Annotated in this window: 21 protein-coding genes; 6 read left to right on the top strand and 15 right to left on the bottom strand. The window is 48.3% G+C overall.

What is annotated here, in order from left to right; all coding sequences use genetic code 11:
• Positions 1-18: 18 nt before the first annotated feature.
• Positions 19-1,230 (bottom strand): pyridoxal-phosphate-dependent aminotransferase family protein, encoded by a 1,212-nt coding sequence (locus MJQ52_RS15850; protein WP_374107009.1) that lies wholly within the window; start codon positions 1,228-1,230, stop codon positions 19-21.
• Positions 1,231-1,290: 60 nt separating this feature from the next.
• On the bottom strand, positions 1,291-2,532 hold the full coding sequence (gene allC / locus MJQ52_RS15845; protein WP_191073210.1) for an allantoate deiminase: 1,242 nt from the start codon (positions 2,530-2,532) through the stop codon (positions 1,291-1,293).
• A 219-nt stretch (positions 2,533-2,751) separates the two neighbouring features.
• Here allC and MJQ52_RS15840 point away from each other — a divergent pair, with 219 nt between their 5' ends.
• A complete protein-coding gene (locus tag MJQ52_RS15840; RefSeq protein WP_094247520.1) occupies positions 2,752-3,621 on the top strand; it encodes an endonuclease I family protein in 870 nt (289 codons plus the stop codon).
• 48 nt (positions 3,622-3,669) lie between these two features.
• Here the strand turns inward: MJQ52_RS15840 and MJQ52_RS15835 are convergent, their stop codons facing one another.
• Positions 3,670-4,776 (bottom strand): ABC transporter ATP-binding protein, encoded by a 1,107-nt coding sequence (locus MJQ52_RS15835; RefSeq protein ID WP_043867399.1) that lies wholly within the window; start codon positions 4,774-4,776, stop codon positions 3,670-3,672.
• Positions 4,777-4,931: 155 nt separating this feature from the next.
• Here MJQ52_RS15835 and MJQ52_RS15830 point away from each other — a divergent pair, with 155 nt between their 5' ends.
• Positions 4,932-5,660, top strand: a complete 729-nt coding sequence (locus MJQ52_RS15830) for a GntR family transcriptional regulator (protein ID WP_012118372.1) — start codon at positions 4,932-4,934, stop codon at positions 5,658-5,660.
• Positions 5,661-5,684: 24 nt separating this feature from the next.
• On the opposite strand, the gene MJQ52_RS15825 is transcribed toward MJQ52_RS15830, so the two are convergent.
• From MJQ52_RS15825 to MJQ52_RS15805, 5 genes are all read right to left on the bottom strand, one after another.
• Complete coding sequence (locus tag MJQ52_RS15825; protein ID WP_071392249.1) at positions 5,685-6,539, bottom strand: PfkB family carbohydrate kinase; 855 nt, start codon at positions 6,537-6,539, stop codon at positions 5,685-5,687.
• A gap of 13 nt (positions 6,540-6,552) precedes the next feature.
• Positions 6,553-7,437: a carbohydrate ABC transporter permease gene (locus MJQ52_RS15820; RefSeq protein ID WP_003151895.1), complete on the bottom strand. Its 885-nt coding sequence runs from the start codon at positions 7,435-7,437 to the stop codon at positions 6,553-6,555.
• 3 nt (positions 7,438-7,440) lie between these two features.
• On the bottom strand, positions 7,441-8,331 hold the full coding sequence (locus MJQ52_RS15815) for a carbohydrate ABC transporter permease (RefSeq protein WP_012118373.1): 891 nt from the start codon (positions 8,329-8,331) through the stop codon (positions 7,441-7,443).
• A gap of 24 nt (positions 8,332-8,355) precedes the next feature.
• A complete protein-coding gene (locus tag MJQ52_RS15810) occupies positions 8,356-9,621 on the bottom strand; it encodes an ABC transporter substrate-binding protein (RefSeq protein WP_071392604.1) in 1,266 nt (421 codons plus the stop codon).
• Positions 9,622-9,694: 73 nt separating this feature from the next.
• On the bottom strand, positions 9,695-10,681 hold the full coding sequence (locus MJQ52_RS15805; protein WP_071392250.1) for an SIS domain-containing protein: 987 nt from the start codon (positions 10,679-10,681) through the stop codon (positions 9,695-9,697).
• 196 nt (positions 10,682-10,877) lie between these two features.
• Between MJQ52_RS15805 and MJQ52_RS15800 the strand changes: the two genes are divergently transcribed.
• The gene (locus tag MJQ52_RS15800) at positions 10,878-11,804 is read left to right on the top strand and encodes a MerR family transcriptional regulator (protein WP_071392251.1); all 927 of its coding nucleotides are present in this window, start codon (positions 10,878-10,880) and stop codon (positions 11,802-11,804) included.
• 33 nt (positions 11,805-11,837) lie between these two features.
• On the opposite strand, the gene MJQ52_RS15795 is transcribed toward MJQ52_RS15800, so the two are convergent.
• The 3 genes from MJQ52_RS15795 to MJQ52_RS15785 are packed head-to-tail and all read right to left on the bottom strand — an operon-like array spanning position 11,838 to position 13,892.
• Positions 11,838-12,428 (bottom strand): sporulation delaying protein family toxin, encoded by a 591-nt coding sequence (locus tag MJQ52_RS15795; protein WP_094247519.1) that lies wholly within the window; start codon positions 12,426-12,428, stop codon positions 11,838-11,840.
• Entirely contained in the window at positions 12,421-13,365 is a 945-nt protein-coding gene (locus MJQ52_RS15790) for a sporulation-delaying protein SdpB family protein (RefSeq protein ID WP_094247518.1), read from the bottom strand. The genes MJQ52_RS15795 and MJQ52_RS15790 overlap by 8 nt, the downstream gene beginning before the upstream one ends.
• On the bottom strand, positions 13,362-13,892 hold the full coding sequence (locus MJQ52_RS15785) for an SdpA family antimicrobial peptide system protein (RefSeq protein ID WP_029973606.1): 531 nt from the start codon (positions 13,890-13,892) through the stop codon (positions 13,362-13,364). The genes MJQ52_RS15790 and MJQ52_RS15785 overlap by 4 nt, the downstream gene beginning before the upstream one ends.
• A 124-nt stretch (positions 13,893-14,016) precedes the next feature.
• Here MJQ52_RS15785 and MJQ52_RS15780 point away from each other — a divergent pair, with 124 nt between their 5' ends.
• On the top strand, positions 14,017-14,289 hold the full coding sequence (locus tag MJQ52_RS15780) for a DUF1648 domain-containing protein (protein ID WP_007410095.1): 273 nt from the start codon (positions 14,017-14,019) through the stop codon (positions 14,287-14,289).
• Positions 14,290-14,327: 38 nt separating this feature from the next.
• On the opposite strand, the gene MJQ52_RS15775 is transcribed toward MJQ52_RS15780, so the two are convergent.
• From MJQ52_RS15775 to MJQ52_RS15765, 3 genes are all read right to left on the bottom strand, one after another.
• The gene (locus tag MJQ52_RS15775; protein WP_007410094.1) at positions 14,328-14,702 is read right to left on the bottom strand and encodes a nucleotide excision repair endonuclease; all 375 of its coding nucleotides are present in this window, start codon (positions 14,700-14,702) and stop codon (positions 14,328-14,330) included.
• Positions 14,703-14,768: 66 nt separating this feature from the next.
• On the bottom strand, positions 14,769-15,884 hold the full coding sequence (locus MJQ52_RS15770) for an NAD(P)/FAD-dependent oxidoreductase (RefSeq protein WP_094247517.1): 1,116 nt from the start codon (positions 15,882-15,884) through the stop codon (positions 14,769-14,771).
• A 37-nt stretch (positions 15,885-15,921) separates the two neighbouring features.
• Positions 15,922-16,623 carry a class I SAM-dependent methyltransferase gene (locus MJQ52_RS15765; protein WP_094247516.1) on the bottom strand — a complete coding sequence of 234 codons (702 nt, stop codon included), beginning with the start codon at positions 16,621-16,623 and terminating at the stop codon, positions 15,922-15,924.
• A gap of 77 nt (positions 16,624-16,700) precedes the next feature.
• Here MJQ52_RS15765 and MJQ52_RS15760 point away from each other — a divergent pair, with 77 nt between their 5' ends.
• Together MJQ52_RS15760 and csn are read left to right on the top strand one after the other, a co-directional pair.
• Positions 16,701-17,162 (top strand): DUF2691 family protein, encoded by a 462-nt coding sequence (locus MJQ52_RS15760; protein WP_058906334.1) that lies wholly within the window; start codon positions 16,701-16,703, stop codon positions 17,160-17,162.
• 135 nt (positions 17,163-17,297) lie between these two features.
• Complete coding sequence (csn, locus tag MJQ52_RS15755; RefSeq protein WP_003151879.1) at positions 17,298-18,134, top strand: chitosanase; 837 nt, start codon at positions 17,298-17,300, stop codon at positions 18,132-18,134.
• 35 nt (positions 18,135-18,169) lie between these two features.
• Here the strand turns inward: csn and sufB are convergent, their stop codons facing one another.
• Positions 18,170-19,567 carry a Fe-S cluster assembly protein SufB gene (sufB, locus tag MJQ52_RS15750; RefSeq protein ID WP_003151878.1) on the bottom strand — a complete coding sequence of 466 codons (1,398 nt, stop codon included), beginning with the start codon at positions 19,565-19,567 and terminating at the stop codon, positions 18,170-18,172.
• Positions 19,568-19,569 lie beyond the last annotated feature (2 nt).

The following is a 19,569-nucleotide window of genomic DNA, read 5'->3' as shown; positions in this document are numbered from 1 at the left end:
CAATCTCGTTTTCATATCTCATGACAGCACACCGGTTTCAGCCGGCAGATCATATATGTTAAGGGCCGCCTGCAGCGCTTCCCCGGCTTTAACTGCAACTCCGTGTCTGATCAGAACCGCTTCAAGTCCGGCCAGCACAAACAGCACATTTTCCTTTCTGCAGCTGTAGCCCATCGTTCCGATTCTCCAAATTTCCCCCTGCAGCGGACCGAACGAGCTGGCGATTTCAATTCCGAATTGAGACAAAAGCATACTCCTGATCGATTCGCCGTCTGCTTCCGGCGGAATCTTCACACATGTGACGACAGGCAGCTTCGCCTCCGGATCGCCGAATAAATCAAGGCCCATCGCTGCAAGTCCCGCCGTAAGCGCTTTTTCATGGCGCTGATGCCTGCGGAACCGTTCTTCAAGTCCTTCTTCCAGGACAAGGCGCACACCCTCCCGCAGCGCATAAAGCATTGCTGTCGCTTCTGTATGGTGATTCAGCCTTCTTTCACTCCAATAATCTTCGAGCTGGCTCAGATCAAAATAGTTGCTCGTAACCGGCCGATGACCGGACAGCATTTTACCGTCAGCTGCCGTCGCAATGCCCCGTTCTACCTTTTTACGCGCGGCAATGACAGCGGCCGTCCGGTCATTATAAGTAATCGGCGCCATTCCGGAAGGGACCGATAGGCATTTTTGCGTTCCCCCGATGACTGCGTCAATCTTCCATTCATCCGTTTTTACGGCGCATCCTCCGATCGTGGCCACGGCATCCACGATAAAGAGTGCATCTTGGGCGCGGCACGCTTCCCCGATTTCTTTCAGCGGATGAATCCGCCCCGTTGATGTTTCTCCGTGCACCATAGCGACGATTTTCGGGGAAATCTTTTTCATCTCGCCGATAATCTCTTCAGGCCGGAAGACCGTTCCCCATTCACACTCGATCGTATGAACGTCCGCTCCGTACCGCTCGGCGATTTCAGTCAGCAGGTGTCCGAAGCGTCCGTATATCGGAACGAGCACGCTGTCACCCGGTTCTATCACACTTGCGAGAACAGCCTCAATCCCCGCTCTTGATGTGCCGTCAATCGGATAGGCCCAGCGGTTTTCCGTTTGAAACAATTCACGGAGCATTTGCATCGTTTCGTTCATGATGCCGGTAAATGCCGGGTCAAACTGGCCGAGGATCGGAGCGCCCATCGCCCTCAGCACTCTCGGTTCAGCTTCTGTCGGTCCCGGTGTCATTATCGTTCTTTGCGGAATGCACAATTCTTTTCTGGTCGGCACGCCGATTCCCCCTTTACGTTAATAGGCAAGTTTATGTAATACATTCGCCAGCGTAAGGACGCCGGTTTCAAGCTGATGTGCGGGTGTGAATTCAAGCGGCGAGTGGCTGATCCCGCCACGGCTCGGCACAAAAAGCATGCAGGCCGGAAAGGTTCTGCCGAGCATCTGGGCGTCATGTCCCGCTCCGCTTACGATCTTCTCCGGGTCCGCCCCCTGCTCTTTTGCAGCCTCTGCTGCGGTTCGTGTCAGTGTCTGATCCATTTGAACCGGCTCTATCCTCATATATTCATCAATAAAGGGTCTGACTCCTTTGCTGCGGCTGATGTTTTCAATAATCGACACCAGTTTCTGATGGAAGGCTGCCAGCACGTCTTCCTGCTGGTGGCGAATATCAACGGAAAACTGGATACGGCCCGGAATGACATTCGCCATATTCGGCTCAACCGTCATTTTTCCGCACGTCAGGCGGAGCTCTTCCGGCTGTCTTTCCGCTGAGAGCATGAGTTCGTGGATGATGCTGCTTCCCGCCGCGAGCGGATCTTTCCGCCATTTCATTGAAGTGGTCCCCGCATGGTTGCATTCACCGTCAAGCGTAACGGTATAGCGTCTCTGTCCGGCAATCCCGGTGACAATCCCGATATCCTTTCCCGATCGTTCAAGCGTTTGCCCCTGTTCTATATGAATTTCCAGAAAGGCACTAATATCAGTGCGCAGCGGCGCCGGATAACGGCCTGCACCGAAGCCGTTCTGCCGCATGGCTTCTTTCAGAGAAATGCCGGACGCGTCTTTCGGCGTTTCCGCATCTGAAAGTGAGAAAGCACCGGTGATATTGCCTGAGCCCCAATAGGTGATGGGAAAACGGCTCCCTTCCTCTTCACAGAGCGACACAGCCTCCAGCGTTTTTTTCGGACGCCCGCACGTCTCATGCAAATGCCGGATCGCCAGCATGCCCGCCAGCACGCCGAACGCACCGTCATATTTGCCGCCGTCAATAACGGTGTCAATATGCGATCCGGTCAGAATCACCTCATCAGGCGATTCTGTGCCGCTCAGACGGCCGAACACGTTACCGACATCGTCAAATGCCGTTTCCAGCCCGAACGCCTCCATTTTCTTTTTGACGGCAAGCTGGGCGTCCATCCATTCTTTCGTATATAAAAGCCTCGTCACTCCGCCGGAAGCGGAAGCGCCGAATTGAGACAGCCATTGTATGTCATCGGAAATCCCGATATTCGCCGCCGAAAGCTGCTGATGTTCCATACACGCCCTCCTTTTAAACTGAAAAACTGACAAGATGATCTTCATTATAGAAGGAGCGCATAACGAGTTCATTATCATATCTTCCAAAAAATCAATGATTTTCCGGATACTTTGACCAAGAAACCGCCCCTCTGTCCCATAAGCCGAAGGAACCATTTTTCAAAAAAGATAGAATATTAGATTTATTTTTTGGATAATAGAGGTAAAGGAGGGCAAGTCATGACAAAAAAACTTTGGTTTCTGCCGATTGTCTGCCTGTTTTTCATTTTGGGTTGGACCGCGCCGTCAGCCTCTGCGGGCGCGCCGGCTGACACGAATCTGTACAGCCGGCTCGCGGTTTCAACTGCCGGCGGCACAACTCTTTTTCCGCAAACTGCCTCAGCTGTCATCACTCCGTCTGCGGATACGGACACATATTACAAAGAAGCTTCCGGAAAAAGCGGAACAGCCTTAAAGAGCGCCCTGCACCGCATCATCAGCGGACATACAAAGCTGTCTTACAGCCAAGTATGGAATGCATTGAAGGAAACTGACGAAGATCCGGCAAACCCGAACAATGTCATCTTGCTCTACACCCAGGAATCACGGGCCAAAAGTAAAAACGGCGGCAGCGTCGGGGACTGGAACCGTGAACACGTGTGGGCAAAGTCACACGGAAACTTCGGAACAGCTGCCGGCCCCGGGACGGACATTCATCATCTGCGCCCTGCAGACGTCCAGGTGAACAGCGCCAGAGGAAACATGGATTTTGATAACGGCGGCTCAGAATACCCGAAAGCGCCGGGCAATTATTATGACGGTGATTCCTGGGAGCCGCGCGATGAGGTCAAAGGAGACGTCGCCCGCATGCTGTTTTACATGGCGGTGCGTTATGAAGGCGGCGACGGGTATCCCGACCTTGAGCTGAATGATAAAACCGGAAACGGCTCAGCTCCTTACATGGGAAAACTGTCCGTTTTGCTCAAATGGAATAAACAAGACCCCGTCGACAGTAAGGAAAAACGGCGGAACGAAATCATTTACGAAGACTATCAGCATAACCGCAATCCGTTTATCGACCACCCGGAATGGGCGGACGAAATCTGGTAATCGTATCATAAGAAGTGATAAGGGAGCCCCATCATCAGGCTCCCTTTTTCAATATACGGCGTTTTCAGTGTCGGCATCAAAAAAGACGGCCCGGTTCATATTGACCGCAAGCAGAATGGCATCGCCGGGTTTCACCTCTGAAGCGCCGTCAAGACGGATCGTCATGCGGTCATCTCCGCTCACCGCATGAACGTACATCTCCGCGCCTAAGTTCTCACATACTTCCGCCACAGCGCGGCACACCGCTTCAGGCGGGTGCTCTGATTGTCCGGCAAGCGTCAAATGCTCCGGACGCAGCCCCGCAGTCATCTCCTGACCGCTGTATCCTTTCTGCACAAGAACAGCCGCTTTTTCTTTCGGAATGGGCAGACGAACGGACGAACCGGCAAAATACCATTGCCCGTGACTTTCTTCTATGACGCCTTTTATAAAATTCATACTCGGAGAACCGATAAAACCCGCCACAAACATATTCGCCGGATAATGATAAATCTCATGGGGGCTTGCGGCCTGCTGAATATCTCCTTCATTCATCACGACAATCCGGTCGCCCATTGTCATCGCTTCCGTCTGATCATGCGTCACATAAACGATGGTCGCTTTCAAACGCTGATGGAGCTTGCTGATTTCGGCGCGCATCGTCACACGCAATTTCGCATCTAAGTTGGAAAGCGGCTCGTCCATCAGAAACACTTTCGGCTCCCGCACGATCGACCGGCCGAGCGCAACCCGCTGCCGCTGCCCGCCTGAAAGAGCCTTCGGTTTCCGCTTGAGCAGATGCCCGATTTCCAAAATATCAGCGGCCGTCCGGACTCGCTCTGCGATTTCTTTTTTCGGCAGCTTTCTGAGCTTCAAACCGAACGCCATATTGTCAAACACCGTCATGTGGGGATACAGCGCATAATTCTGAAAAACCATTGCGATATCACGATCCTTCGGGGGCAGATCGTTCACCGCGTCTCCATCGATATAAAGCTTCCCTTCAGAAATGCTCTCCAGTCCGGCAATCATCCTGAGTGTCGTAGATTTGCCGCAGCCGGAGGGACCGACAAGCACCAGCAGCTCCTCATCCTTTACATCTAAGTGAAAATCCTTCACTGCCGCCGATTGGGCGCCGTATGTTTTTTTGATATGGTCAAATGTTAATGATGCCATTCGAAACCTCCTCCAATACTGGAAACCGCCACATCTTTCTGTTATGTTAAAAATGTTCGGGGTTTCTGACAGATTCATAAATGAAAAGCAAATTTGTATTATAACGTCATAATACATATAATAGTACTACTACTTGACAAAGGAGGTCCGTCCCATTGTTAAATAACGGGAGCTCGAAACCTTTATATATTCAGCTGAAACAAATTATCGCGGACGATATCAAGAAGGGCGTTTATTCGCCGTCCGTAAAACTGCCGACTGAAAATGAGCTGTGCGAAACGTACAACGTCAGCCGCATAACGGTCAGGAAGGCCATCCTTGATCTTGTGGAAGAAGGCTGGCTCGTCCGGCAGCAGGGAAAGGGAACGTTCGTTAAAAGCCCTAAACTGAAGCGGGAGCTCATCGCGGTCAACGGCTACTCTGAATTTATGGAATCAACGGGAAAAAAACCGAAACACCAGATCCTTTCCCATGAAATCATTGAAGCGCCTAAATCCATCGCTCAAAAACTTCGCGTCGCTTCCGAAAGTCCCGTTCTTGAATTAAAACGCATTTTATTTCACGACGACCAGCCGCTCTCATTCGAAATCGCCCACTATCCGCTCAGTTTATTTCCCGACATCGGCAAGCATATTAAAGGCGGCGTGTCGATGCATGACATTTTGAAACAGCACTATCAGGTGGTGCCCACCCATAATACGAAGCTGTTAAATGTCGTATACGCCAAGCAGGAAGAAAGCCGCTATCTGGCTTGTGATATCGGGGATGCGCTTTTTGAAATTGACAAAACCGCTTTTATGTCAAAAGACCAGCCGATATACAGCTCGCTGTTTTTAATGCATACCGACCGCGTTACGTTTACCATTAACAGCCCCTATGCGTAACAAGTATAAAAAACGAGACAATGCTTATCGTATTCTCGTTTTTTCACTGCTTTTCCCGCCGTCCGGCCTGTAGGGATGCCCGTAACCGAACGCTCCGAACCCTCCGCATGTTTTGGCAGCCGTCCCGGCGGCCGCAGTAAGCGCTCGCCGAATATCCTGATGCTCGAAGAAATCGGTAAGAAACCCGGCAATAAAAGAATCACCCGCGCCCAATGTATCTATTATATCAGCTCTTACCACCGGCTGATGATAGACGCGTTCCCCATCCGATAACACCGCGCCATGTTCTCCCCTTGTCAGACAGACGATTTTCGCTCCGAAACCGCGGGCTTTTTCGGCAAGCCGCACACATTCACTTTCACTCAAATCACTCCCGGAAAAAAATGCATACGTTACGTACGGACAGACCGCTTCTAAATAGGCTTCGTCACGTTTTACAGAGAAGTCAAAGGAAATCGGCACATGGCCGCTCAGCATCGGAAGGTCACGTTCTATCCTGCTGTATACGCTCGTATGCAGCAGATCATGTCCGGAGATAAATGAGATGTCATTCTCCTGAAAAGCGAGCGTCAGACGCGATTGCACGCCGCCTTTATTTGATCCGGCAAATATCCTGTCCCCTTTTTCATCAAGCGTGACGACCGCCATCCCGTTTTCTCCGTATGCCCGGCGGATCAGATCGGCATTCACCTTTTCCAGTTTCAGCACATTCAATACGTGATCCGCCGCTTCATCACTGCCGAGAATCCCGATATAAGAAGTTTCGTGGCCTAAGCGCCGGGCAAGCACGGCTACATTTAACGCATTTCCGCCCGGGTAAAACGTCTCCTGATCCTGATAATAATCTACTACATTATCTCCGGCCGCTATCAGTTTCATCTTTTCATCCCCCTTATCCTTTCACGCTTCCCGCTGCAATGCCGCGGATAAAATATCTCTGCATCAATAAAAACAGCGCGATGATCGGAGCAGCAGAAATCGTCAGCCCGGCCAGCAGCACGCCCCAATCCGTCTGCAGCGCATCTCTGAACTGCATCAGCCCGGCCGGAATCGTCCGTAAATTTTCATCATCGATAAAAATAATCGCAAACATAAACTCATTCCATGTATGGTAAGCCGTCAAAATGCCTGATGTCACCAGAATCGGCACGCTCATAGGTAAGAATATTCTGAAAAATATTCCGAAACTTGTACATCCATCCAGATAGGCCGCTTCCTCAAGCTCTTTGGAAATCGACAAAAAATAGGAACGGATCAGAATCACGGTAAACGGAATACGGTAGGCTGCGTACGGAAGAATCAATGCCCAATACGTATTGTACAGTCCCAATGACTGGATAATGGAGTACAGCGGCACAAGACTGACCTGCGGCGTCAGCATCAAGCCGCCAAGACAAATGATCAGCACAAACCCTTTTCCTTTAAATTGAAAACGGGCCAGCCCGTATGCCGCCCAGGCGCTCACAAATACGGTGATGAGACAAGTCAGCACGGTCACAATGACGCTGTTCATAAAATAAGCGGAAATCCCTTGGTTCCATGCGGATACGAAGTTTTCGGGATGCCAGACAGAGGGCAGCGACCAGCTGTGCTCAAAAATCTCATCCGAGCTTTTAAAGGCGCTGACCGCCATCCATAACAGCGGATAAGCAACGGCAATGAGGTAGATAAAGAGAAACAGCCACACAGACGTTTCTCCGACATACCATTTTCTCGGTTTTCCGCCTGTTCTGACGGCCTGACGGGCATGACGCAAGTCCGTCTTTTCAGGAAGCATCGGCTACTCCTCCTTTCCGGTCTTAAAGAATTTCATCTGAATAAGCGACAGAGCAAGCGTCAGCAAAAGCACCACCGTGGCGATCGCAGAAGCGTAGCCCATCATATCCTTTGTAAAAGCGCTCTTATACAAAAATGTGCTCAGCACTTCTGAAGCATTGCCCGGCCCTCCGCCGGTCAGAATATACGGTTCATTAAATACGGTAAATGCGCCGGTCAGCGTCATCACCACGGCAACAAACGACATTTCTTTCGTCTGCGGCACCGTAATGTGAAAAAACTGCTGGATTTTTCCGGCTCCGTCCAGCTGCGCCGATTCATATAATTCAGCGGGAATGCTCTGAATCGAGACAATGTACAGCATGGCGATGTAACCGACAGACTGCCATTGAGACACAAAAATGACAGACAGCATAGCGGTGTTTTCATCGCCCAGCCACGCCCGGGTCAGTTCATCAAGTCCGACGGCTTCCAGCAGCTGATTCAAAAGCCCGATTTCCGGGTTATAAATAAAATCAAACAACAGCGCAATGACGGTCATGGAAATGACGACCGGAAGAAAAAATACCGTACGGAAAAACGGCGACCATTTTCTTACCAATCTGTCTTCCAGCACGGCCGCCAGAATTAAACCGCCGCCAACCTGGCAAATCAGCGATATGACCGCATACAGCACATTGTTGCGGAGTGCTGTAAAAAACACGGGATCGTGAAACAGGTCAATATAATTTTTCAAACCGATAAACGTCTTTTCGGGTTGAAATGAGCTCCATTCAAACAGACTGAAAAACACATTCTCAATAATCGGAATGTAAACGAACAGCAGAAAAATCAGCGCGGGCGCGAGAAACAGATACGGAATGAAACGTTTTCGGCTGACCAAGGAAATCCTCATCTCCTTTCTCCAAAGAAATCTGTTCTATTCAGATGACGCTTTGACCTGACGCGCCGCTTTCTGCACGGAATTCATCACCTCGCGCGGTGTCATTGTGCCGCCGAGCATCTGCTGAACGCCTGCCGCATACACATCGGCGATTTCAACATCAACATCCATATCAAACCACGGCACCATTGTTTCGGCGCGGACGATATCCTGCACGGCTTCGCGCTGGATCGGGGTGGAATTGTTTTCTGTCGCCGTTCCCTGAACCGCGCTGTATTTACCGACGTCTTTTATCAGCTTCTCTCCCATTTTTTTCGAAGTTAAAAACTGAAGAAATTCCATGGCTTCTTTCGGGTGCTTCGTTTTTGAGGAAATCATAAATCCTTCGGGAGATCCGGTCAGTGCACGGGGAGATCCCTTTTCGCCGCTGATTTTCGGGAAAGGAAACAAGCCCAGATTGACCGGTTCGACGAGCTTAATTTCTGCCGTTTCCGCATAAATCATCGCCGCTTTGCCGCTCGTAAACTGCTGGCGCACGTATTCGTGATCAACGGAGTTCACGTGCTTTGTAAAGTACGGCAGAAGTTCCTGAAGCTTTTCAAGCGCTTTGACATAGCCTTCGTCCGTAAACTCCCCGGTTTCCGGGCTGTAATCCTTCGCCCGCGTTTTCTCATCCACCATACGCTGGTTCAGCGTCCCGATATAATGAGAAATGGTCCAAGGCGCTTTTGTGCCGAAACTGATCGGAATATATCCGTTCTCTTTCAATTTCTCACAGACTGTGATCAGTTCATCCCATGTCGCCGGGGGCTTCAAATGTAATGTATTAAAAATGTCCTTATTATAAAAGAATGATTTAGCGTCCATTTGCCACGGAACACCGTACTGTTTTCCGTCATGCGTAAAGGGTTTGATTTGTGACTGCACAAGCTGTGAGGACCAATCTTTATCCTGCTGATAGTAAGACGACAGATCGAGGGCTTTATCTCCTTTGATGAATTTATAAGCAAACCGGTCGCTCCAAGAAAAGAAAATATCAGGGGGGCTCGTTGTTCCGAGCATGACTTTCACCTTGTCTTTATAAGAATCGTTCAAGACCGCCTCCGTTTGGATATGAATATCCGGATGAGCGGCTTCAAATTCTTTGACCGCTTCTTCAAAATAGCTTTTTTCCGGCTCCTTCGGCCACCTGTGAAAAAACTTCAGGGTCACTTTTCCGTCAGAGGAACTGCTTTGGCTTGAACAGGCGGCGGCTGACAGACATACAGCTAACAGAACGAACAGGCAGATGAGCTTTTTCAGATGCTTTTCCTCCTTTGTCACCGGACTATAACGTTATATATCATTATAGTCCGGTGAAATATAATGCGCGTTCTTAATATTCGACTTTCCACATGTAACGCCGCTGGCTTAACGGATGGTTCCTTGCTTCCGCCAGCGCATCCGCATAGCTTCTGAGCACCCGGTTTAATACGAGAGGAGCCAGATAGCCTTTTACAGAATCGTCAATTTCGGAAAAATCATATGCTGCCGCATCAAGCACAGTCAGTTTTTTGCCGTATCTTTTTGAGAAGGAAAGCGCCCGCTCTTCAAGGGGTCTTGTTTCGTCTAAGCCGAGCAGGATAATAAATGGAACGGATTCATCAATGATTTCGAACGGTCCGTGAAAATATTCTCCGGCATGAATGGCGTGGGAATGAATCCATTGCATTTCCATGAGAATGCAGATGCTGTAGGAGTAAGCGACGCCGTAGTTCGCACCGCTTGCCATCGTGTAAATGATATCTTCTTTTTCGTGGGCTTTCGCGAATGCCTTTGCGTGATCCGCTTCTTGTTTAAGCGCTTTGTCATATACGGTCTGGAGCTTATTGAGTCCGTCGATCGCCTGCTCAAACGCGGGATGGTTTTCCAGCACGTGTAAAGCGCCGAACACGATTTGATACAGAACCCCGTAATTCGTATTTATCGCCTGTGCGTTCTCACCCCAGTCATACACCGCGACATATTCGGCTTCTTTCGCTAACGGCGAATCAGGCTCAAAGGTCATCGCAATCGTAAGCGCGCCTTTTTTTCTGGCGAAACCGGCGGCTTTCACCGTTTCCGGCGTATTGCCTGACTGAGAACATAAAATCACGAGAGAGTTCTCTCCGAGCTGAATGGGATTGCGCTGAATAAATTCATTTGAACTGTAGAGATCAGAGCTGATGGCTTTCGCCTCTCTGTCAAACACGTACTTGCTCGGATACATAATGGCTGAAGAACCCCCGCAAGCGACGAAAAAGACGTGGTCAATCGTTTTTCCTTTCAGATCATCCAAGAAAGCCTGAACCTTGTGATTCACTTGTGCGGCAGTTTGACTCAAATCCTTCACTCCTCAGTGTTTTATTATATAACGTTATATAACATTATATAACGTTATATTAATCGCAACAAAGGTGCGTTGTCAATCATATTTTCTGAAATTTCTAAAATATAAAATAAAACCGTCTTATTTCCCGCCCTCTCTTGACCTGACCCTTAGAGACACGTTTAGAATGAAAAGCAGGGAGTGATTCAGAATGAATATAAAAGAAGCCGCCAGGCAGACGGGTCTCACGAAAAAAGCCATCAAATATTATGAGCAGGAAGGTTTAATCACCGTCAGCAAAAACCCTGATAACGGATACCGTGAGTATTCCGCTCAGAACGTGAATACGCTGAAAATGATTGCCGCCCTCCGCATGCTGGCACTGTCTGTAAGCGATATTAAAGCGTTCCTCTTAGAGGGCAGCAGTCTGCATGATATACTGCGCCAGCAGCATCAAAAGCTCAGCCGGCAGATTGAAGAGCTTGAGCAGGAACGGAAACTGACTGAAATGCTGATTAAGCGCGTGGAAGATGCGGAAAATGTCGATTCAATTCTGCATGATATCGGCGAGGTCAAAATAGATGAACCGAAGTATATGGGACTTCAGCTGAAAAAACTGTTCCCGGGAGATTTCGGAGAATTTATCGCCGCGCTGTTTGAACCGTTCCTCGACTTTTCTATTGATACAGATGAGAAAAAAACGATATGGGCAAAGCTTATTAAAGTATTGGATGATATGGAAGAAGTTCCGGCTGCACACCCGATGATGCAGCTGGTCGGCAGGGAGGATCCGGCTCAGCTCCAGCAGCACAAAGTCCAGCATGACCAATTTATCGAGCGGATTTTGGAAAGAGACCCCGCCACTTGGGACACTCATAAAAACATCATCATTCAGCTTGTGAAAAGAGTGCAGACAGATGAAGAATACAGAGAAAGCCTGATCAAGGTCGGAGAATCCGCTTCTGATCTGCCCGCGCTGAAGGAAGGATCGCCTTTCAGCAATCTACTTCAAAAGCTCAGCCCGAAATATGACACGTATGTGCGACTTCAGCTTGAACTGAAAAAAGAAGCCGACGAGGAACTCGGCTTTGATTCAGAAGCATATTTAAAACAGATGCTTCAATCAAAAAAACGCTAAGGTTCGTCTCCTTAGCGTTTTCTTTCTTCAGCCTCAGTGCTGCGCGTTAATGCGGTCAACGACATTAGCGATGAGCTGCTCTTTTCCTAAGTCGGAATCTTCGTCAACGCTTGCTACTGTCAAAATGATAGCCGCTACCGCAAGAGCGATCGTCTCAATGGCGGCCGCCGCGTTTAAAAATACCCATACAGCCGTTGCGCATTGGCCGATGGCCGTTGATTTTCCTTTGTCCATGCTCTTTTTGTCAAACTCTTCTTTCAGCACTTTCGCCATAATCTGCGAACCTTGATCAATGACGCTGTTCACTTTCTCATAATCGCCGCTGTAGACCGCCACTTTTAACTCTTTAAAATAGTCTGGCGATGACTTTTTAATATCAGCAATCACCTGATCGGAAACTTGCTTTAATTCATCCTGATCAATCTTTTTAACAGCCTTGGTATCCCATACTTCAGGAAGGAGCTTTGCGACCTCACCTTGTCCGAAAAAGATGCCGGAAAAAATGTCTTCACCCGAATAAGAGACGGACGGCTCAGTTTTTGCCGCGGCATGCGGGCCGACTAATGCGACCATTAAAACAAACACCAGCATCATGGCAGCTGCGGACTTCTTGCTTTTAACCATATAATTTCCTCCTTTTCCTTTTATTGAAAAAATTGTATCTGATAAAAAGGGGATTGTAATGGTTCAAAGCTACTGTTTTCTCTGCCGGCACCAAAAACAGGACCAAAATACCAGCCACCGTAATGGAAAACGAGGTCAGCCCCAGCATAACGGCAAAGATTTCGTGCATAAAAATGGATATAAACAATATCGGACGCCAATATGTTTTCGGAGCGAACAAAGCGCAAAACATAATGGTTTGCACAATGAGCGTGCCCCAAGTCGGGATGATGACAAGCTTGGACTGCAGGATAAAGTCAAACAGACTGTGAAGCGCATCCGGCAGACCCAGCATCGGATCATTCAAATAGTAATAAACGGCGGTCCCGTTCTGCCACTCTTCTTCCATCAGTTTGGCAATGACAGAGTTAAAGTACAGCATCGCGACCTGTATTCTGATGATTGTCAGTGTCGCCCAGCATAAGGAGCGGTAATAAGGCTCAAGCGGCCTTTTCTCAAAAGACGCCTCGTACGGAGACCAGTGCCATTTCCGCGGATCGGTTAATGTCAGCGGGAGCAGCAGCAGCGTAAAAACGGCAGCCACTTGATCTCCCCCGTCAAGGGTAACGGCGGAGTTTTGAAAGCTGTACGAAATCCACCAGTGAAAAAAACCGGTGAGGCGGGGCCGCCAGCCAATGACGACAAGGATTAACATACAGATACAGACGGCTTTGACGATCTCAATGTAACGGAAATCGGGAAACAGCAGAAACAGGCTGAACGTGTCGGAAAAGCTGAGCATTTGATTTTGCGTTTTGAAGAAGACAGACGCCGGATTGAACAGCAATGTCAGCAGCGTGCCGAGCGCGATTAAGCTTCTGGCAAGCCCGTACACATTTGTCCAAGGCGGATTCTTCATCATCCATAAGGTGAGCTGCTTTTTTGCATCCTGAATCAATTGACATCCACTCCGATGTATTTTTTGATGGTTCTTTTCGTTTCGGTATGCTGGCTCCATGCCCATGGGGTAATGCGTTCATATGTAATGATCATTTTCCCTTTCAGCCTTGGGGAGGGAGACTCATTTTTCATTTTCAAAAATGTGGTATCCTTAATGTCTTGGCCAGTCGTGAAGTCTTCCCACTTCTCTTTGGAAGGCAGCTTTTCCAGCATAAGGCCGAGCTCTATCCCTTGCGTCCGGCCGTAACGGTTTAAGCCGATCACATTTTTCAGAGAATTATTCGGCCATCTGAGCTCCTCATCGGCATCAAGAAGATAGATGTTCAAGCTGTCTTCTCTCGGATCTTTACTGAAAAATCCCCAGCTTTGCGGATAAATCATGGAAACGGTTTTGGATTGGTGCTTGGTTAATTGGATGGCGGAGCTTGGCAGTGCCGCGATGATGGTAAAAAACAAAACGATGATCCAGGCGGCCATGATAAAAAGAAAGAATGAAAACATGCTGGTTTGCTTCTTGTCAGTCAATTGAAACCCTCCTAGCGTATGGAAATTTCATTGACATGATTATACACCATTCAACAGGTAAAATATTGATAAATTAGATTTTTCGGACTAATATACTATTATTGTAAAAAAAGGGAGTGTTCATATGTTTTTGATGAATGATAAGGTGCTGTGGGGAGCTGTGGTTCTCGCCTTTATTCTGTCGATTGTGTTTTATCCGTTTCTTCCTGCTGATATGGCCATTCACTATGACGTGTCGAACCGTCCGAATACATCAATCAATAAAACGGCCGGCGTCCTGATTTTTCCTGTGCTCATGATGATCTGCATGTTATTCAGAAAAAAGGTCGTCCAGCTGTTCCTCGTCGTTTACTGTCTGCTGATCGTGCATATTGCAGTGATGTGGCTGGCACTGTAAACATAAAGAAAACCGGAGCCCTTAAGCTCCGGTTTTTCTTATTTATAAAATACTTTCTCAATGTTGTATTTCGACTGAAGGGTATTGATCGCGTACGTTTCGTAAATCTCCCTTTCCATCGGATCATTGACGACACATACTTCAATTTTATACACTTCGTCCCTGTGATGTTTAACAGGCGACACATTGTCTTCAAAATGCTTTTTGATTCTTTGTCTTAATTTACGGGCTTTCCCGACAAACAGCAGCTCATCATGAATGTTATAAAACATAAAGATGCCGCCTTTGTCTCTCGGAATTTGGTGAAAATCAATGAAACCGTAAATCGCTTTAATCGCCGGTTCATTTTCCGACGGTGACTGCTGCCGTTCCGTAATGGTTACATCAGGAGCAGGAAGGTTTATTTTTATCAAAATGGGTCACGTCCTCTTATTCATTAAAGCTCCATCCTATCATAAGAATGCGCCAAAAGCTATTTTTTATTCAAGCGCCCCGGCCGGATCATAAAGGCTCAAATCAATTTCCGTCTGCTGGCCGAGTGCGAGTTTTGCCAGTTCCGCCCCCAGATACGGCCCGCTCGTCAGCCCTGAGGCGCCCAGCCCGTTGGCAACGAGGAGTCCGCTGATATTCGGCACTTTGCCGATGACGGGAAGAAAACCGGGAGTAAACGGCCTGAAACCGACTCTTGTCTCTATCATAGTACTGTCTGAAAGCCCCGGCGCCACAGTTAATGCTTTGTCAAAAATCTCACGGAGGCCGCCGGCCGTCACCCGCAAATCCATGCCGGTATCGTTTTCATGAGTCGCGCCCGCTATGATTCTGCCGCTGTCAAAGGCGAGAATGTATTGATCGTTTGGGGGCATGACGACGGGCCAGCCGCCCGTCTCCTCTCCCTGAAGCTCTAAATGAACGATCTGTGCCTTTTGGTATGATACTGAAAAACGGATGCCGAGCGGTTCAAGCAGCTCTCTCGCCCAAGCGCCGGCCGTTACAAGAACCTGGCCGGCAGTAAGCGTGCGTTCTGCAGTTTTCACACCGATAACGGCACCGTCCTCTGTCAATATTGACGCTTCTTCATTGTAAACAGCCGCGCCGTGCTTAACGGCCGCGTTTAACAGCGCCTTACGAAGCGCCCTCCCGTTCACCCGGGCCGCGCCGCTGACATGAACCGCCCCGTATTCCTCCGACAGCGCAGGAAACAATGCCTTCGTTTCTGCCGGTGTCAGTCTTGTAATGTCACCGATTTCAGGAGCGTCCTCTCTTCTTTTATAAGCTCTTTCCTCCATTTGGCTGAGCTTTTTTTCATCCGTATGGAGACTGACGGCACCGACCTTTTGATAACCGGTGTCCGTTTCTCCGTCAGCTTCAAGCTGCTGTATCAATTGGTTATAATAGCGGGCTCCGCCTTTTGCGATCGCATACCATGCCTGATTGCGGCGCTGCGACAGCCACGGGCAGACGATCCCTGCCGCGGCGTCAGTCGCCTGCCCCGGGTGTTTCCTGTCAAAGACCGTTACATCCGCACCGGCCTTTGCGAGATGATAAGCCGCGGACGCACCGAGAATGCCGGCTCCGATAATTATATAAGACTTCATGTGTAACACCTTTTCTATCTGTTTTGTCTTATTTATTTTAACAAATGGAGCGCCCCGTTCCTACCGGAGTCCTGACGGCGACAATGAGTTTTGAAAACGGAAACGTATAATAAAAGGAATACGTTCTTGTGTGAAAGCCGTTTTCCTCAAGAATTGCTCTGTATTGTGATGTATTTTTTATATCTGACACGGCCAATGTGCCGCCAGGCTTCAGCACCCTCACCATTTCCGTGATCGCCCGTTCCCTCTCTTTTCTGCCTGAAATGTTGTGTACGACAAAATGCGAAATGACAAGGTCAAACGATTTATCAGGAAACGGCATGGCTTGCGCGAGTCCGTCATACAAATCAATTTCCAGCGCTCCTTCTGCCCGTCTGTTCTTTTCAAATGCGTCTCTTCCGTTTCCGCCCAGATCCCAGCTTGACCATTTGTCAATCGCTGAGACGTCAGCGCCTTTTTGAGCCGCGGCGATGGCTAGCAGCCCCCGTCCCGTCCCAATATCAAGCACTTTCATGTCCGGCTTTAACCCGGAAAGCGCAAGAATGCGATGGCGGTGTGAAAGTTTAATGGCCGTTGAATACAAGAGCATCCAAAGACCGAGCACTAAAAACAAGGCACCCGTCAGCCAGCCCCAGAAAAGAGGAATCATGCCGTATAATGTGCCTGCGGCATAAAGGAGCGCAAGAAAGATAAATCCAAACGCTCCATAAGGCGCATCAATTCCGTATCTTGTTGTCATAACACTCACCCCTTTCAATATTTATCCAAATGGCATACCATATTATTCTAGCAAAAGCCGAAAGGAGATACGACCATATGAAACGCGGCATTACTTTTGACATCCCAAATGAAATCGGACGGTTTGCGGCAGATATATTACAACCGTTCCCCATCTCTTCCTATACATGGTTTATCGGTGATGGAGAGGCGTATACTGAATTCAATGAAGACACCGATACAGACCTGTTTCCGCAAAATCAGCGCATCATTCAGGGCCAAGAACTCCGTCAGCGTCTGGAAGGAGACCCTTATTATATGATTTTTGCTGAATTGAAAGCTTTCCCGAGCAGGATGGTAACGGAAATCAATACGTATGAGGAATATTTGGATAGTTCCTGTGAACTTGTGCTTCTCATTGCAGATTGCTCGTATGTAACGTTATATTGCAAAGATCCGGACATGCTCGAAACCCTTTTTCAGCAGGCTGTACAATGCGGGTTTCACCGCGTTGACTATGTTACAGATGAGAATGACGCGAGAACGGGATTGTCTGTCTGATGAAGGTGCGTTCTTTTTATGAAGCGCCTGATAGGGCTTAGGATTCAAAATATTGACAAATTCGTGTGTTTTCAACAAAAAAACAACCCCTCATGTATACTGAGTGTGTAACTTACATATGAAAGGGGTATGGCAATGAAAATCAGTTTGAAGAAAAAAGCAGGTTTTTGGAAGAAGACGGCGGTTTCATCTCTTATTTTCACCATGTTTTTTACCCTGATGATGAGCGGTACGGTTTTTGCGGCCGGGCTGAATAAGGATCAGAAGCGCCGTGCGGAACAGCTGACCAGCATTTTTGAAAACGGAAAGACGGAAATCCAATACGGATATGTTGAAGCGTTGGATGACGGAAGAGGTTACACTTGCGGGCGGGCCGGCTTTACGACGGCTACCGGAGATGCGCTGGAAGTAGTCGAAGTATATACGAAAGCGGTGCCGAATAACAAATTGAAAAAGTATTTGCCTGAATTGCGTCGTCTTGCGAAGGACGAAAGCGATGACATCAGCAATCTGAAAGGATTCGCTTCTGCCTGGCGCTCACTTGGCAATGATAAAGCCTTCCGCGCTGCCCAGGATAAGGTAAACGACAGCTTGTATTATCAGCCGGCGATGAAACGTTCAGAAAATGCCGGACTGAAAACGGCCTTGGCCAAAGCGGTGATGTACGATACGGTGATTCAGCATGGCGACGGTGATGATCCAGACTCCTTTTATGCCCTGATTAAACGCACGAACAAAAAAATGGGCGGGTCACCGAAAGACGGAACGGACGAGAAGAAATGGCTCAATAAATTCTTGGATGTACGCTATGACGATCTGATGAATCCGTCAGATGAGGACACCCAGGATGAATGGAGAGAATCGGTTGCCCGTGTCGACGTTTTCCGCGATATTGTCAAAGAGAAGAACTACAATTTAAACGGGCCGATTCATGTCCGGTCAAGCGAATACGGAAATTTCACTATTCAATAAACAAAAAAACCCCGCCATATGGCGGGGTTTTACTATTAACCGATGGAGCCTTCCATTTCGAACTTAATCAAACGGTTCATTTCAACTGCGTATTCCATCGGAAGTTCTTTTGTGAATGGCTCGATGAAGCCCATAACGATCATTTCTGTTGCTTCTTCTTCAGAAATACCGCGGCTCATCAAGTAGAAAAGCTGTTCTTCAGAAACTTTTGATACTTTCGCTTCGTGCTCCAATGAAATGTTGTCGTTCAGGATTTCATTGTAAGGGATTGTATCAGAAGTTGATTTATTATCCATAATGAGCGTATCACACTCGATGTTTGAACGGGCGCCGTCCGCTTTTCGTCCGAAGTGGACGATACCGCGGTATGTTACTTTTCCGCCTTGTTTAGAAATCGATTTTGATACAATTGTGGATGACGTATTCGGTGCAAGGTGAATCATTTTCGCACCTGCGTCCTGATGCTGTCCTTTGCCCGCAAGAGCGATAGAAAGCGTCATGCCGCGCGCGCCTTCACCTTTCAGAATGACAGCCGGATATTTCATCGTTAATTTAGAACCGATGTTTCCGTCAACCCATTCCATCGTCGCGTTTTCTTCACAAACCGTACGTTTCGTTACTAAGTTGTAAACGTTGTTCGCCCAGTTTTGAATTGTTGTATAACGGCAGTAGCCGCCTTTTTTGACGATGATTTCAACAACCGCGCTGTGAAGCGAGTTTGTTGTGTACACAGGAGCCGTACAGCCCTCTACGTAATGAACGCTTGCTTCTTCGTCAACGATGATCAGCGTACGTTCGAACTGACCCATGTTTTCAGAGTTGATGCGGAAGTAAGCTTGAAGCGGTGTTTCAACCTTCACGCCTTTAGGCACGTAGATGAAAGATCCGCCGGACCAAACAGCTGAGTTCAGCGCCGCAAACTTGTTATCAGTCGGCGGAATGACTTTCGCCCAGTGCTCACGGAAAATGTCTTCATTTTCTTTCAGCGCGCTGTCTGTGTCTTTGAAGACAATGCCTTGCGCTTCAAGATCTTCTTTCATATTGTGGTACACAACTTCGGATTCGTACTGTGCAGAAACACCGGCAAGGTATTTTTGCTCAGCTTCAGGAATACCGAGTTTGTCGAATGTCTGTTTAATTTCCTCAGGCACTTCATCCCAAGAACGCTCTGAACGCTCAGACGGCTTTACGTAATACGTAATTTCGTCAAAGTTTAAAGAGTTTAAATCCCCGCCCCACTGCGGCATCGGCATGTTGTAGAAATGCTCAAGAGATTTCAGGCGGAAATCAAGCATCCATTGAGGCTCTTCTTTCATGCGTGAAATTTCTTCTACGATTTCTTTTGTCAATCCGCGCTCTGAACGGAAAATGGAAACGTCCTTATCGTGAAAACCGTACTTGTATTCACCAATTTCAGGCATTTTTTTAGCCATCC

The sequence above is a fragment of the Bacillus sp. jun7 genome (assembly GCF_051034795.1).
Lineage (GTDB): Bacteria > Bacillota > Bacilli > Bacillales > Bacillaceae > Bacillus > Bacillus velezensis.
The sequence above is the reverse complement of the archived record's forward strand: the minus strand, read 5'-3'. Positions and strand labels throughout refer to the sequence as shown.

Bases quoted from the DNA above. Each gene is read 5' to 3' on its own strand.
- MJQ52_RS15850 (WP_374107009.1), bottom strand. From the start codon at position 1,230: ATGACACCGGGACCGACAGAAGCTGAACCGAGAGTGCTGAGGGCGATG.
- allC (WP_191073210.1), bottom strand. From the start codon at position 2,532: ATGGAACATCAGCAGCTTTCGGCGGCGAATATCGGGATTTCCGATGAC.
- MJQ52_RS15840 (WP_094247520.1), top strand. From the start codon at position 2,752: ATGACAAAAAAACTTTGGTTTCTGCCGATTGTCTGCCTGTTTTTCATT.
- MJQ52_RS15835 (WP_043867399.1), bottom strand. From the start codon at position 4,776: ATGGCATCATTAACATTTGACCATATCAAAAAAACATACGGCGCCCAA.
- MJQ52_RS15825 (WP_071392249.1), bottom strand. From the start codon at position 6,539: ATGAAACTGATAGCGGCCGGAGATAATGTAGTAGATTATTATCAGGAT.
- MJQ52_RS15820 (WP_003151895.1), bottom strand. From the start codon at position 7,437: ATGCTTCCTGAAAAGACGGACTTGCGTCATGCCCGTCAGGCCGTCAGA.
- MJQ52_RS15815 (WP_012118373.1), bottom strand. From the start codon at position 8,331: ATGAGGATTTCCTTGGTCAGCCGAAAACGTTTCATTCCGTATCTGTTT.
- MJQ52_RS15800 (WP_071392251.1), top strand. From the start codon at position 10,878: ATGAATATAAAAGAAGCCGCCAGGCAGACGGGTCTCACGAAAAAAGCC.
- MJQ52_RS15795 (WP_094247519.1), bottom strand. From the start codon at position 12,428: ATGGTTAAAAGCAAGAAGTCCGCAGCTGCCATGATGCTGGTGTTTGTT.
- MJQ52_RS15780 (WP_007410095.1), top strand. From the start codon at position 14,017: ATGTTTTTGATGAATGATAAGGTGCTGTGGGGAGCTGTGGTTCTCGCC.
- MJQ52_RS15770 (WP_094247517.1), bottom strand. From the start codon at position 15,884: ATGAAGTCTTATATAATTATCGGAGCCGGCATTCTCGGTGCGTCCGCG.
- MJQ52_RS15765 (WP_094247516.1), bottom strand. From the start codon at position 16,623: ATGACAACAAGATACGGAATTGATGCGCCTTATGGAGCGTTTGGATTT.
- MJQ52_RS15760 (WP_058906334.1), top strand. From the start codon at position 16,701: ATGAAACGCGGCATTACTTTTGACATCCCAAATGAAATCGGACGGTTT.
- csn (WP_003151879.1), top strand. From the start codon at position 17,298: ATGAAAATCAGTTTGAAGAAAAAAGCAGGTTTTTGGAAGAAGACGGCG.
- sufB (WP_003151878.1), bottom strand. From the start codon at position 19,567: ATGGCTAAAAAAATGCCTGAAATTGGTGAATACAAGTACGGTTTTCAC.